Consider the following 14130-nt stretch of genomic DNA (forward strand, 5'->3'; position numbering starts at 1 on the left):
CTTAAAGGTTTTTCATAGGATATTGGATTAAAAAGCGGGGCCGCATTTCTATGCAAGCCCTTTTTTGTTAACCTGTTTTCCGGAAAGCCAGGTACTATAACTGAAACTAAAATTGGTTGTATGCATTCGCTGAACTCTGTTTTAAAGTTTATTGATTTGAACAGCATGACTGTGGAGAGCTTTGAAAGGCAAGCTAAGCTTACGCCTGGCACCATAAATAATGCCCTGGAAAATTCTGCGGAATTAAAAAACCTGGATGTAAATAAGATTATAGCCCGCTTTGGGCCAGAACTGGTAAGCCTTGGCTTTATCATTTGCTCCCTTGAAGGATGGCCCGGTAGCCATAATGATTATGCCATAATTGAGAACGACCTAAACATGCTTTTCTTCGGCGATAAGAAGTAAAAAGGATGCAATTCCTGCCGCCAGGCCACATTTTCTTTTGAGTAACCATTAAAACAAAACTGAGTTTTATGCCGGGCCCGGCATAAACAGTGCAATACTTGCCGCGATAATAAAGGCTACATACTGTAGTATAAGCCAAAGCCGGTGTTCCCGGGCGGTTTTTTGGTTGTTGATGTAATAAATCATTGGGGATGTGCTGTTATAGAAAGTTACAAAAAATATTGCTTACTAACCAAAAACCAATTACCAATAGTTAATCAATAACAATTATTTCATTTTCTCCCCATGTGTCACTGCGTTATTGTACAGGCTGTTGTAACCCGGCCTTTTCTAATAGTTCGCATTTCATCATATACATATCCATCAAAAGCAATTCTTTGCCTTGTGTTGGTTTACCTTCCCGCCTGTTTGAATGGATAATGGCTTCAAGTTCTTTGATGCCCTCTGTAAGATTGTGGAGCTTGTCAGTCATTGCGTAGATATTGGATTGCATAAATTTAAAATTTAATGCATGTGCTTGCTCAAAGGTTACCTTATAATTTGCTTAAATGAGGTTAACAGCGGGCAAGCCAGGAAGGGCAGGTTACAGGTTACTGGCCTGGTGATGCGTAAGCGGATGCGTTTTATAAAGTTGCCGGGCACAACCAATGCCAAAATTGCCTCTACAATAAAACAGCAGAACATTGAACAAAGTAGAACCTGCTGCACCCTGCTGCGCAGCGAACAAAATGTACAAGAGTGCGACGCAAGTAAAGCTTCATAGTAGTTCGTGCTGCCGGGCCCATAAAGCTTTTTTTGCCGTGTAACGGCAAAGCTTTTGTTAGCAGGAGGGATTATTAATTACACTGCTAAGGTTTCTTTTTTCAACACGGCTTTATGCATGCGGCCTAAAAACTGTTGCATGGCCTGCATGTTTTTTATATCGTCAACCACCAACAGGAAGTTTTTTCCGGCCTGTTTAAGCCTTGCCTTATTGGTACCGGTTTGCAGGTACTGGAGGATATTTTTGAATGTGTCTGACTCGAAGTAAGGGGAGTCGTTTTTATTGATAAAGTAACAACGCAGGGTTTCTTCTTTCAGCGCCATTTTTTCAAAGCCCAGTTCAACTGCCAGCCAGCGGCAACGTACGGTGGTAAACAAATCATCCACCTGTTGGGGCATGGGCCCGAACCGGTCTATCATTTTATGGTGAAACTGCTGCAGTTCTTCCTCTTTTTCACAATTATCAAGGCGGGTGTATAGCGATAGCCGTTCGGTAATACTTTCCACGTAACTGTCGGGAATCAGCACTTCCAAATCTGTGTCGATGGTACAATCGCTTACAAAATCATCCTGGCGGCTTATTTCTTCCTTGAACAAGTCCTTAAACGAGGTTCGCTTTAATTCGCGGATGGCTTCGTCCAGTATTTTCTGGTACATCTCAAAACCAATTTCGGCCATAAAGCCGCTTTGCTCGCCACCCAGCATGTTGCCTGCGCCGCGAATGTCAAGATCCCGCATGGCAATCTGGAAACCGCTGCCCAAGTCGCTGAACTGCTCGAGCGTTTGAAGGCGTTTTCTGCTATCTGCAGGTAAAGTGCTCATAGGCGGGGCCAGCAGGTAGCAGAAAGCTTTACGGTTGCTGCGGCCCACACGGCCACGCAACTGGTGTAAATCGCTCAGGCCAAAATGGTGGGCATTATTAATGATGATGGTATTAACGTTGGGTATGTCAACACCGCTTTCTACAATGTTGGTGCACACCAGCACATCGTATTTGCGGTCTATAAAGTCGAGTATTTTTTCTTCCAGTTCATGGCCTTCCATCTGGCCGTGGGCGTAGGAAATGCTTAAATCCGGACAAAGGCCCTGCAACAGGGCCGACATTTCTTTTACGCCCTGTATGCGGTTGAAAATGAAAAATACCTGCCCGCCACGTTCCGTTTCGTAATAGATGGTATCGCGTATAAAGTCCTGGCTAAAGCTGGCTATTTCTGTTTGTATGGGCTGCCGGTTGGGCGGTGGCGTATTGATGATGCTTAAATCCCTGGCGCCCATCAGGCTGAATTGCAGGGTTCGTGGTATGGGCGTGGCAGTAAGCGTAAGGCAATCCACATTGGTTTTTAGTGTCTTCAGTTTTTCTTTGTGCCCTACGCCAAACTTTTGCTCCTCGTCAATCACCATCAGGCCCAGGTTTTTAAACTTTACGTCTTTGCCCAGCAAGGCATGGGTGCCTATAATGATATCAATTTTTCCTTCTTCTAATTTACTAAGTGTTTCCTTCTTCTCTTTGGTGGATTTAAAGCGGTTAACATAATCTACCGTTACAGGAAAATCTTTCAGGCGGTCTTTAAAGGTTTTATAGTGTTGAAAAGCCAATATGGTGGTAGGTACCAGCACAGCAGCCTGTTTGCCATCCAGGCAGCTTTTAAAAGCGGCCCGTATGGCTACTTCTGTTTTACCAAAACCAACATCACCGCACACCAGCCTGTCCATAGGCGATTCGCTTTCCATATCCTTTTTTACATCCGCGGTGGCCTTGCTTTGGTCTGGTGTGTCCTCATAAATAAAAGATGCCTCCAGCTCGGTTTGCATGTAATTATCCGGTGAGTGCGCAAAACCATGCTGGGCTTTGCGTTGGGCATACAGCTTTATTAAATCGAAAGCTATTTCCTTAACCTTGGTTTTGGTTTTTTCTTTCAGCCTGTTCCATACATCGCTGCCCAGCTTATTTACTTTTGGCGGGCTGCCTTCCTTGCCGGTGTATTTGGAAATTTTATGCAGGCTGTTGATGTTCACATAGAGTATATCGTTGTCCTTGTAAATGATGCGTACAGCTTCCTGCAGCTTGCCATTTACTTCCAGCTTTTGAAGCCCGCTGTAGGTACCAACGCCATGATCAATATGCGTAACAAAATCGCCGGGCTGTAAGTCGCGAAGGGTTTTTAGGGTAAGTGCCTTGTTTTTATTGTAAGCCTGTTTAACACGGTATTTATGGTAGCGTTGAAATATCTGGTGGTCAGTATAACAAACCACTTTCAGGTCTTCATCAATAAAGCCCTCATGAATGCCGGTGGCTACAGGCACAAACTGTATTTCGGTATTCAGGTCTGTAAATATGCTGTTAAGCCGCTCTAACTGTTTGGCCTGCTCCGCAAAAATGAAGATGCCATAGTTCCGGGCTTCATGATCTTTCAGGTCTTTAATCAGCAGGTCAAACTGGCGGTTAAAGGCCGGCTGGGGTTTTGTTTTAAACTCAATCTCAAAGTTTGATAACTGTGGCTTATACCCAAACTCAACAATATGCCGTTGTTGCACCTGCCTTTCTATGGTTGCTGCCGGTACAAAATCTGCCAGGTTAACTTCCTTTAAAATTTTGGTATCGTCTTCCTCATCGTTTACCTGTGGCGTGGCACCCTGCTCCTGCAACTTTAGAAAACTGCCCAGGTCGTTTTCCTGCTCCTCAATCTTTTCTTTTATTACGTCCCAATCCTTCAGCCATACAACCACATTCTCCGGTAAAAACTCCAGCAGCGATATTTTTTCATCGCTGTCAAACTGCGTTTCCACGTTGGGTATAATGGATACCTGCATCAATTTTCTTTCACTCAACTGTGTTTCAGGGTCAAATATCCTGATGCTGTCTACATCATTGCCAAAAAGCTCAACGCGGTAAGGTTTTTCGTTACCAAAAGAATAAATATCCAGTATGCCACCACGTAAGGCAAACTGGCCAGGCTCGTACACAAAATCTGTGCGCACAAAACCATACATTACCAACAACTCCATCAGGCTGTCAAGGTTAATGGTATCGTTGGTTTTAATATGGATGATGTTGCCGCTAAGTGTTTTAGGCAGTACTACTTTTTCAAACAAAGCCTCGGGATAGGTAACAATGATTTTTTTGTTGCCGCCTGCCGAAAGTTTGGTAAGCGCCTCTGTACGCAGCATTACATGCGATGAATTGAGCAGCTTAAAATTCTTCCTGTTTTTAAAAGAAGAGGGAAAATAAAAAAGGTCCAGCGCATTGGTCAGGTTTTCCAGCGTGTTGTGAAAATACGCCGCTTCCTCCGCGTCGTTCAGCACTACCAGGTGGTTAAGCTGTTGTGTGGAAGGATGCGTGAACACGGATGTTACCACGAATTCCGCACTGCTGCCCTGTAAATTTTTTAGGAAGATATGCTGGGTGTCAGCAAAAGAAAGCCTGTCCGCCAACTGAAAAAGGCGGGGATTTTGTTGATACTTATCAAGCAACACACTTAAATTCATAACTGCGGCGCAAAGATAGGAGATAAAAGTTTGCGGCGGGTACATTGAATACAAATGAACAGGGCAAACAAACAGTTAATGTTTGTGAATGTATTTGTTTAATACAGCTTTTATTTTGGTGACAGAAGCCTGGTTTTCAATTGGGCATCGTTGCGTCGCATTACGTTCATCGTTCAGTTCATTGGGCAGCTTTTCAGATCCGGATAGATAGACTGCACAAATATAGCCATACCGCGGACGGTAGCCTTTTCAGCATTGCAATATGTATTAACTTTCCTGCATGCACCTACGTTTATCTATTCTGCAACTCCTGCTTATTTTCAGCGTTGCTTCCAATGCTCAGCAACCTGCCGGCAAACTCTTCATTATTGGCGGGGGCAACCGCACCGAGGCGTTAATGAAAACCATGATACACACAGCAGGCCTTAACAGCAACGATTACATTGTTGTACTGCCCATGTCATCATCCGAGCCGGATACTTCCTTTTATTACATTTACCAGGACATCCGTATGGTTTGCCGCAACCCTGTAGCCAACCTGAACTTTACAACCGAAAAAGTAAGCAACCAGCAATGGCTTGACTCATTAGAACATGCCAAACTCATTTTTATCACCGGTGGAGACCAGTCCAGGTTTATGAAGGCAGTGCTTAATACGCCTGTTTTTGCAGCCATACACAAAGCCTACAACAGCGGGGCAACAGTAGCAGGAACCAGCGCCGGGGCGGCTGTTATGAGTGAACACATGATTACCGGCAACGAATTAAGAGGCGACACCACTTATCACTCAACTTTTGGAAGGATATGGAACGGGAACATAGAATTTACAGAAGGCCTGGGACTGTTAAAAAAAGCTGTTATTGACCAGCATTTTATAGCACGCAGCAGGTACAACCGGCTTATATCTGCCTTGGCGGCTTTCCCCCAGCTTGCCTGCATAGGTATTGATGAAGCTACCGCCATTATTGTACACAAGGATAAAGCCACTGTTGCCGGCAACAGCCAGGTGGTTGTGTTTAAAAAACCGCAGGGCTTAACAGAAGATCCTAAAGGGTTAATTAAATGGAAAGATATTTTGTTTAGTATTTATACCGATGGGGATAGTTTTGAGCTTGACTGATAACCATTTAATATGGGATGCCTGGTACCCGCTTAAATGCTGAATAAAGAACAAGGCGTACACGAGTGCGACGCAAGTAAAGCCCCATATTTGTTCCTGCCGCCGGGCTCATAAAAACTCCCTTTAACCATAGGGCCGCCTTACCATAAATGTTGTACGCTATATTTGCGGCCATGCAAAACAAACCTTCCTTATATACCATTTTATCTCCCGGGCTGTTAAACCTGTATGATGTATCTGACAGCATTGTTGTTATCATAGATGTTTTTCGTGCAACATCAACCATTGCTACAGCCTTATACAATGGCGCCGAAAAAGTGATACCCGTTTCCGGCGTGGAAGACTGCATTGCCATTGGCAGCAAACTAAACGCCATAACTGCCGGGGAGCGTGACGGTAAAGTAATTGAAGGTCTGCAGCACGGTAATTCTCCGGCGGAGTATTATCGTGAATTTATTGAAGGCAAAACCCTGGTGCTTACCACCACCAACGGCACCAAACTGCTGCACATGGCGCTGGAAAATGGCGCATCGGAAGTTATCACCGGCTCCTTCCCCAATCTCTCGGCTGTATGCGGACATCTTGTACAACAAGGCAAGAATGTTATACTGGGCTGCTCTGCCTGGAAGAACCGTTTTAATATGGAAGATACTTTGTTTGCCGGCGCTGTTATAGAAAGCATTAAAGAACATTTTACCATACAATGCGATAGCAGCCTGATGGCGGAAGATATGTACCACCTGCACAAAAGAGACCTTTACAGCTTTGTACAAAGAACCTCTCACTGGCACCGGCTGGCGGCTTATGGCCTGGAAAAAGACCTGCAGTATTGCATAACGGCGGATGTTGCCAACGTGCTGCCGGTATATAAAGATGGGGCATTGGCATTGCAGTAGCTTAGAGCAACTTCACCCAAACATAGTCATCCATGATGACGTTATTTTTTATAACGGCTTTGCGGCGTATCCCCTCCAGGTAAAAGCCATTGTTGCGCAGCACCTGCATGGATGCTTTATTGTTTTCAAAAACTTCGGCATAAACGCGGATAACGCTGAATTGACGCTGGACATACGCCAGCAGCAGTTCAACAGCTTCGGTCGCAATGCCCCGGTTCCAGTAGGGTTCGCCTATAAAGTACCCAATTTCCACAGTTTTGCGGTAAACATCTTCTTTAGGCACACATCCAATGCTGCCAACCACCTTATCGTTATACACAATGGCAAAGTTTACGGCAGGTTGCTGCGTAGCGCAGTGGTTAATCCATTGCAAAGCATCCATCACCGTGTAAGGACTGGGCAACCTGTCTCGTACCTGGTTCCAGATACTGCGGTTGTTGGCTACAGATGCCAGTTGCTGTGCATCGTCCCTTCTCCAGGGGCGTATTATAACCTTGGTTGCCGTATCATTCATATACATGGCATTTGTTGTAAGGGGCATTAAAAGCGCCTGCATATATTACACAAAATGTGCAATTGATAATTTTTGCTGACAAGTTATTTCAATCAAACGATTGCGCCTCGTTTTTTAAAACTTAATCATTTAAATTTATACATCCTTCACCAACCAAACAGCAATGCAACCAACCGAAACGGCAACACAACAGGAAATACATTTATCAGAAGATGAAAAGCGGCTGGCAGCATTGGGTTACAAGCAGGAGCTAAACAGGTCGTGGTCGGGGTTTTCCAACTTCGCTATATCATTTTCTGTTATCTCCATTCTCAGTGGCTGCTTCACCACTTTTTCCCAGGCGTGGAACAATGGCGGCCCCATTGCCATTTCCATCGGGTGGCCACTCATATCGGCGTTTATTTTAATCATAGCTCTATGCCTGGCAGAACTGGCTTCGGCATACCCTACCTCCGGGGGCATTTACTGGTGGGCATCCAAACTCGGGGGTGCAAAAACCGGTTTTTATACCGGCTGGCTCAACTTCATTGGGTTGCTGGCGGTAACAGCGTCTGTGGTATATGGTGTAGCCACTTTTTTAAACATTGTACTTGGTACTTACTTTAGCGGGTATTCTGCTGCTTTTTTTGGTGGGGATAATATTAAGCAGCAATTCGCCTGGTTTGTTATTATCATGGCTGTAATAACAGTGCTTAACTGTTTCAGCAGCCAGGTGCAGGCCATGCTTAATAATATCTCTGTTTGGTGGCACGTGTTTGGCGCCGCACTGGTTATTGTTATACTCATCGCCGTACCGGCAGAACATCAAACAGTTAAATGGATTTTTACACAGCAAATCAACAACTCAGGCTTTTCCAATGGCACTATGTACTGGCTGTATGTGCTGCCGCTGGGCTTTTTATTAACGCAATACACCATTACCGGTTACGATGCATCGGCACACATGAGCGAGGAAACCCAGGGCGCCCATCTTACCGCCGCAAAAGGCATCTGGCAATCGGTTTTTTATTCTTCTGTCGGCGGCTACATTTTGTTGCTGGCATTTTTATCTGCCGCCACCAGGCCAGATGTGGTAAGCTCATTCGATACCGCCATCAACCCCTATGGCAGCGGCTCTGTTATTACTATTTTAGAAAATGCGCTTAGCCCGCTTATGTTCAAAATAGTATTGCTTATTTCCACCGGCGGGCAATTATTTTGTGCTATAGCCTGCCTCACATCCTGCTCCCGTATGATGTTTGCTTTTTCCCGGGATGGCGCCATACCCGGCCATAAATATTGGGCAAGGATAAACAGCAAAACCCATGTACCGGTGCATGCCGTATTAGGGTCAGCGCTTATTGGCGTACTCATAACGCTGCCCGCTTTATGGAAAAGCCCCAGGGGCATACCCACTGCCTTTTACGCGGTGGTATCCGTTGGGGTTATTGGCTTATACCTGGCTTTTATTATTCCCATCTGGCTGCGGTGGCGTGCAGGCAGCCGTTTTAACGCCGGCGAGTGGAACCTGGGTAAACATTACAAATGGATGGCGCCTGTAGCCATGCTGGAAATAATTGTGGTATGTATTTATTTCATATTGCCGTTTGAGCCATCGGCAGTGCCGGGCAGCGAAAACTTTACCTGGCTGGCCGTAAACTATGCGCCCATCCTGGTAGGGCTTACACTCTTGTTTTTATGGATATGGTGGCACCTGTCAGTAAAAAAGTGGTTTAAAGGGCCAATAAAGCAATTGGGGTAAACAATACCTGTATCAACTATTCAACTAAAAAACAAGAAAAATTTTATGGGCCCGGCGGCAGGAATTACTATGAGGCGTCCCTTGCGTCGCACTCTTCTGCGGCTTGTTCTTTATTGAGCATTTAAGCGGGTATAAAGTAAGCGGTGAGTTTTGAGCTGTGAGCTGCCGGATGCTCTGCCGATTTGCAGTATAAAAGGGAGTGTTTACAAGCGACCGAAAATAATAAAACCAGAAAATCAGGCAAAAATCTTGGTGAAGGCAAAAAGCCAACGGCTCATAGCTCAAAACTCACAGCCTTCTTAACAGTACTACTATGTCAACATTGCTGCACGATGAAAGGTTAAGCGCTTTTATGGGCCGCATTCCCAGGCTGTCCGCTGTAACCGGCATGCATATACTCGGCGGCGGCCTAACCAACAAAAACTACCGGGTAGATACGCCAACCGGCACGTATGTAATGCGGGTAAGCGATAGTGAGCCCAACGTGTTAGGTATTAACCGGCTGCATGAAAAAATAAATACCCAACGCTCTTACGAAGCCGGCGTTGGCCCGGCCGTGATTGATTCGCTGGTAGAGGACGGCGTTTTGGTTATAAGCTGGATAAATGCCAAAACACTGCACCCGCAGGACATGCACGGCAACACCGTATTGCTTAACAGGATGGCAGCTTCGTTACGGTTACTGCATAGCGGGCCTGCTTTTGAAGGTACATTTCATTTTCCCTCCATACGCAAACGATACCTGCAAACGGTACTTGAGAACGGCTACTTTATACCAGGGCAATACCTGGAAACTGAATACAGGGTACTGGCGCTGGAAGAAGCTATTGCCGTTACTCCAGAACCGCTGGTATCCTGCAACAACGATTTGCTGGCGGAAAACTTTATGGACGACGGCCAGCATATCTGGATTATAGATTATGAATACTCCGGCCTTAACGAAGCCTCTTTTGAAATAGGCAACCTGGCCAGCGAAAGTGGCTTATCACTAAATGACCTTCACACACTTTGCGGGGCATACTGGCAAAAAGATGTGACAGCAAAAGTGGCCCGTGCACGTGCATGGTCAATGATTGCACGTTACGGCTGGACGATGTGGGCCTGCATACAGGAAGCTGTTTCCAGCATTGACTTTGATTTCAGAACCTGGGGCATGAAGAAATGGAATTCTGTACTGCCCGAATTACTGAGTGAAGAATACGACAATATCTTACATACTATAAAGCAACACAATTCATGAACCAGTTACCCTCAGAGGCAAGTATTGTTATTATCGGCGGCGGCGTTGCCGGCGCATCCATCGCGTACCATTTGGCATTAAAAGGAGCTGCCGATGTGGTAATTATAGAGCGTGGAGAGTTAACCAGCGGTTCTACTTTTCACTCGGCAGGCCTGGTTGGGCAGCTAAGAGGTTCTGTTACCCTTACGTCTATGATGATGTATGGCGCCGAACTTTACCGCAAACTTGCCCAAAACCCCGATACCGATCCGGGCTGGATAGAATGTGGCGGCATTAGAGTTGCCTGCACACCGGAGAGAGAACAGGAGCTAAAAAAACAGGTAGCCTGGGCCACCACTTTTGGCTTGCCATTAGAAGAAATTACAGCAGAAAGGGCGCAGGAGCTATTCCCGCTCATGTCAACCGAGAAGGTATTGGCAGCTACTTACCTGCCTACCGACGGATACCTTGACCCCAGCCTGCTGTGTAACTCCCTGGCTGGCGAAGCCAGGCGCATGGGGGTGAAAATTTTTCAGCAAACCAGGGTAACCGCTATCAACACAAAGGGTAACCATGTAGTATCGGTTACCACAGATAAAGGGACCATAAAAACAGGAAAAGTAGTAGCCGCCTGTGGGTTTTATACAGCAGAAGTTGCCCGTATGCTGGATGTACGCGTCCCAATCGTACCTATGAGCCACCAGTACCTTGTAACAGGCGCCTTCAGGCAGGTGGATAAAAATGCGCCGCATCTGCCTACCCTGCGTGACCCCGACCACCTGGTTTATTACCGTGAGGATGGTGCAGGCCTGGTAATGGGCGGTTACGAAAGGCATTCAGCCCCGGCTTTTTTAAACAGCGAACTGGTAGACGAAATACCTGCTGATTTTAACGGCAAGCTACTGGCCGAGGACTGGGAACGCATGGAGGAAATTATGATTAACTCAGCACTCCGGGTACCTGCCATGGCACATGCACCCATACGAAAGATGATTAACGGCCCCGAAGCTTTTACGCCGGATAATGAATTTTGCCTGGGCCCAACGCAGGTAAAAGGCTTTTATGTAGCGGCAGGTTTTTGTGCGCATGGCATAGCCGGCGCTGGCGGCATTGGCAGGGAGATGGCAGCCTGGCTGCTGGATGGGCACCCTACATTGGATTTATGGGAAATGGATGTACGCAGGTTTGGGGCGCAGTACAAATCTTATTCTTACACGCTGGCCCGTGTGGTAGAAAATTATGAGATGTATTACGACATACGCTACCCCGGTGATGACCGAAAAGCTGGCAGGCCATTAAAAGTGAGTTCGGCTTATGAATGGCACCAGCAACATGGGGCCGTTTTTGGTGAGAAATCCGGCTGGGAACGTGTAAATTACTATAAGACAAACGAGGATATGGCTTACGAGTCCTTAAGGCCTGCGGGCTGGGCCGGAAAAAACTGGAGCACCGCAATTGTAACAGAATCATTGGCCACCCGTGAAAAGCTGGGCATATTTGACGAATCTTCTTTCTCCAAAATCGAAATCTCCGGGCCCGGGGCAAGTGCTTTCCTGGAAAACTTGTGTGCCAATAAGGTAAACAAGGGGACAGGCAGCGTAACCTATACCCAAATGCTTAACGACGATGGTGGCATAGAAAGTGACGTAACCATTACCCAGTTAGATGAGCAAACCTTCCGTATGATTTCCGGCACCGCCCTGCATACGCACGATTGGGCCTGGCTTACTGACCACCTGCCCGAAGATGGTTCCGTTACTATCAGAAATGTAACGGCATCGTTAACCTGCTTTGGCATTTGGGGGCCATTGTCCAGAGAAATGATGTCAACACTTACAGATATTGATCTTTCAACCAAAGCAATGCCTTTCTTAAGCATGCGCCCCACTAACATTGGCGGCATACCTGTGCAACTGGTACGTGTAACCTTTGTTGGCGAATTGGGTTACGAAATTTATGCCCCGGCTGAAAAGGGACTGGAACTGTGGCAATTGCTCTGGCGCAAAGGCCAGGCTTATGGCATGGTAGCTTGCGGTTATAAAGCCATTGATGCATTGCGGACAGAAAAGGGATACCTGTACTGGGGCGCCGATATTACGCCGGAAGAAACTCCTTATGAAGCAGGGTTAAATTTTGCGGTAGCAAAGAATAAAGATTTCAAAGGCAAAACCGCATTGCTAAATAAACAGCTTAAGAAAAAACTGGTCACAATTTTACTAAATAATCCACGTGCACTTGTATTAGGTAACGAGCCGGTAAAAGTTGCAGGAAAAGTTGCCGGACGGGTTACATCAGGGGGGTATGGCGCCTACATAGGTTCTTCTATTGCATTTGCTTATTTGCCCATAGAACTGGCCGCTATTGACACGGAAATAGAAATACTCGTATTCGGTGACTGGATAAAAGGAAAAATTGCACAGGGGCCGCTGTACGATGCCAAGGGGACGAGGGTGAGGGAATAGCGTATCTATACAAAAATGTTTATACAGCTTTTATGATATCGCAGTTTTTGTTGGTGAGTCACATTTTTGAAAGCTGCTCAAATGCACCATAAAAGCCAATTACACCGCCGCACCTTGCTGCATAGCGAACAAAGCGCCAAAGAGTGCGACGCAACGATGCCTCATGCTTATTCCTCCTGCCGGGCCTATAATTTTTTTTACCCGTGACGAGGAAGCATTTTGGCTACCAGCGACATAGCCCTGTAGCACCGTCCCTTGCAAACATGGTTTTGTTATCATTTGGTCTTTCAGTGAAAGACCAAATGATAATCAATCCTTTCATCCTTCGGTTCATTGGGCGGCTTTTCAGACCCGTATAGTTTTACGGGGCAGGATCGAAAATTATGTGCAGCTTTGCAGCTAAAGAACTTAGCTTTACGGTAACGGGTGAACGATATGGCCAATCCAAACTTACATACAGAAAAATCGCAACTGAGCGCCGCGGAAAAAGAATACGAAAACAACATTCGTCCAAAAGAGATAGTGGAGTTTTCCGGGCAGCAGCAGTTGATTGAAAACCTGGTAATATTTATTAAAGCTGCTAAAATACGCGGGGAAGCGCTGGACCATGTATTATTTCATGGCCCGCCCGGCCTGGGTAAAACAACGCTTAGCCGCATTGTAGCCAACGAGCTGGGCGTTAACATAAAAGAAACAAGCGGCCCGGTTATAGAAAAACCTGGTGACCTTGCCGGCCTGCTTACCAACCTGGAGCCCAATGATGTATTGTTTATAGATGAAATACACCGCCTGAGCACTGTTGTGGAAGAATACCTGTATGCCGCGATGGAGGACTTTAAGATTGACATTATGATTGACAGCGGCCCTAACGCCAGGAGCATACAGATTAATATAAGCCCCTTTACACTCATTGGCGCCACAACCCGCAGCGGCCTGCTTACAGCGCCGTTACTTTCAAGGTTCGGCATAAAAAGCAGGCTGGAATACTACACGGCTGAAGTGCTGAAAAAAATTATTGAAAGAAGTTCGGCTATCCTGGGCACCTCCATAACAACAGACGCCGCCCATGAAATTGCCCGCCGCAGCCGTGGCACGCCGCGTATTGCCAACGGCCTTTTAAGAAGGGTGCGTGATTTTGCGCAGGTACTTAACGATGGCAATATTGATCTGGGCATAACCCAGCATGCCCTAAAGGCGCTGAATGTGGATGAGCATGGGCTGGATGAAATGGATAACCGCATACTAAGCACTATTATTGAAAAGTTCAAGGGCGGGCCTGTAGGTATTACTACCATCGCCACCGCTGTTGGCGAAGAGCCGGGCACCCTGGAAGAAGTATATGAGCCCTTCTTAATACAGGAAGGTTTTTTACAACGCACTTCCAGGGGGCGGGAGGTTACCCATAAAGCATACAACCACCTGGGCAAAAACCCCTTAAACAATACTTTGCCGGGAATGTTGTTTAGCTGATTATACCGGTATGCACCATGTGCCTGCAACAGGCAACAGTTCAGGGCTTTGTTTG

At 46.3% G+C, this 14130-nt stretch carries 10 protein-coding genes; 7 read left to right on the forward strand and 3 right to left on the reverse strand.

What is annotated here, in order from left to right; genetic code table 11:
• Positions 1–120: 120 nt before the first annotated feature.
• Positions 121–405: a hypothetical protein gene (locus F0364_RS12835; RefSeq protein ID WP_153798185.1), complete on the forward strand. Its 285-nt coding sequence runs from the start codon at positions 121–123 to the stop codon at positions 403–405.
• 298 nt (positions 406–703) lie between these two features.
• Here F0364_RS12835 and F0364_RS12840 read toward each other — a convergent pair whose 3' ends face one another.
• Positions 704–898, reverse strand: a complete 195-nt coding sequence (locus F0364_RS12840; RefSeq protein ID WP_153798186.1) for a hypothetical protein — start codon at positions 896–898, stop codon at positions 704–706.
• Between the two features lie 347 nt (positions 899–1245).
• Positions 1246–4653 carry a transcription-repair coupling factor gene (gene mfd / locus F0364_RS12845; RefSeq protein ID WP_153798187.1) on the reverse strand — a complete coding sequence of 1136 codons (3408 nt, stop codon included), beginning with the start codon at positions 4651–4653 and terminating at the stop codon, positions 1246–1248.
• A gap of 280 nt (positions 4654–4933) precedes the next feature.
• On the opposite strand from mfd, the gene F0364_RS12850 reads away from it, so the two are divergent.
• Both F0364_RS12850 and F0364_RS12855 read left to right on the forward strand, forming a co-directional pair.
• A complete protein-coding gene (locus F0364_RS12850; protein WP_153798188.1) occupies positions 4934–5773 on the forward strand; it encodes a cyanophycinase in 840 nt (279 codons plus the stop codon).
• A 173-nt stretch (positions 5774–5946) separates the two neighbouring features.
• Entirely contained in the window at positions 5947–6669 is a 723-nt protein-coding gene (locus F0364_RS12855) for a 2-phosphosulfolactate phosphatase (RefSeq protein WP_153798189.1), read from the forward strand.
• A 1-nt stretch (position 6670) separates the two neighbouring features.
• Here the strand turns inward: F0364_RS12855 and F0364_RS12860 are convergent, their stop codons facing one another.
• Positions 6671–7183 (reverse strand): GNAT family N-acetyltransferase, encoded by a 513-nt coding sequence (locus tag F0364_RS12860; protein WP_153798190.1) that lies wholly within the window; start codon positions 7181–7183, stop codon positions 6671–6673.
• A gap of 163 nt (positions 7184–7346) precedes the next feature.
• On the opposite strand from F0364_RS12860, the gene F0364_RS12865 reads away from it, so the two are divergent.
• The 4 genes from F0364_RS12865 (at position 7347) to ruvB (ending at position 14075) form a co-directional block, all read left to right on the forward strand.
• The gene (locus tag F0364_RS12865) at positions 7347–8924 is read left to right on the forward strand and encodes an amino acid permease (protein ID WP_153798191.1); all 1578 of its coding nucleotides are present in this window, start codon (positions 7347–7349) and stop codon (positions 8922–8924) included.
• Positions 8925–9237: 313 nt separating this feature from the next.
• The gene (locus F0364_RS12870) at positions 9238–10164 is read left to right on the forward strand and encodes a choline kinase family protein (RefSeq protein ID WP_153798192.1); all 927 of its coding nucleotides are present in this window, start codon (positions 9238–9240) and stop codon (positions 10162–10164) included.
• On the forward strand, positions 10161–12605 hold the full coding sequence (locus F0364_RS12875) for a GcvT family protein (RefSeq protein WP_153798193.1): 2445 nt from the start codon (positions 10161–10163) through the stop codon (positions 12603–12605). The genes F0364_RS12870 and F0364_RS12875 overlap by 4 nt, the downstream gene beginning before the upstream one ends.
• 435 nt (positions 12606–13040) lie before the next feature.
• A complete protein-coding gene (gene ruvB / locus F0364_RS12880; RefSeq protein ID WP_153798194.1) occupies positions 13041–14075 on the forward strand; it encodes a Holliday junction branch migration DNA helicase RuvB in 1035 nt (344 codons plus the stop codon).
• Positions 14076–14130 lie beyond the last annotated feature (55 nt).

This window comes from Foetidibacter luteolus (assembly GCF_009650435.1).
Taxonomy (GTDB): Bacteria; Bacteroidota; Bacteroidia; order Chitinophagales; family Chitinophagaceae; genus Foetidibacter; species Foetidibacter luteolus.

Excerpts from the sequence above, each read along its gene's own strand:
- F0364_RS12835 (WP_153798185.1), top strand. The coding sequence starts at position 121 with ATGCATTCGCTGAACTCTGTTTTAAAGTTTATTGATTTGAACAGCATG.
- F0364_RS12840 (WP_153798186.1), bottom strand. The coding sequence starts at position 898 with ATGCAATCCAATATCTACGCAATGACTGACAAGCTCCACAATCTTACA.
- mfd (WP_153798187.1), bottom strand. The coding sequence starts at position 4,653 with ATGAATTTAAGTGTGTTGCTTGATAAGTATCAACAAAATCCCCGCCTT.
- F0364_RS12850 (WP_153798188.1), top strand. The coding sequence starts at position 4,934 with ATGCACCTACGTTTATCTATTCTGCAACTCCTGCTTATTTTCAGCGTT.
- F0364_RS12855 (WP_153798189.1), top strand. The coding sequence starts at position 5,947 with ATGCAAAACAAACCTTCCTTATATACCATTTTATCTCCCGGGCTGTTA.
- F0364_RS12860 (WP_153798190.1), bottom strand. The coding sequence starts at position 7,183 with ATGAATGATACGGCAACCAAGGTTATAATACGCCCCTGGAGAAGGGAC.
- F0364_RS12865 (WP_153798191.1), top strand. The coding sequence starts at position 7,347 with ATGCAACCAACCGAAACGGCAACACAACAGGAAATACATTTATCAGAA.
- F0364_RS12870 (WP_153798192.1), top strand. The coding sequence starts at position 9,238 with ATGTCAACATTGCTGCACGATGAAAGGTTAAGCGCTTTTATGGGCCGC.
- F0364_RS12875 (WP_153798193.1), top strand. The coding sequence starts at position 10,161 with ATGAACCAGTTACCCTCAGAGGCAAGTATTGTTATTATCGGCGGCGGC.
- ruvB (WP_153798194.1), top strand. The coding sequence starts at position 13,041 with ATGGCCAATCCAAACTTACATACAGAAAAATCGCAACTGAGCGCCGCG.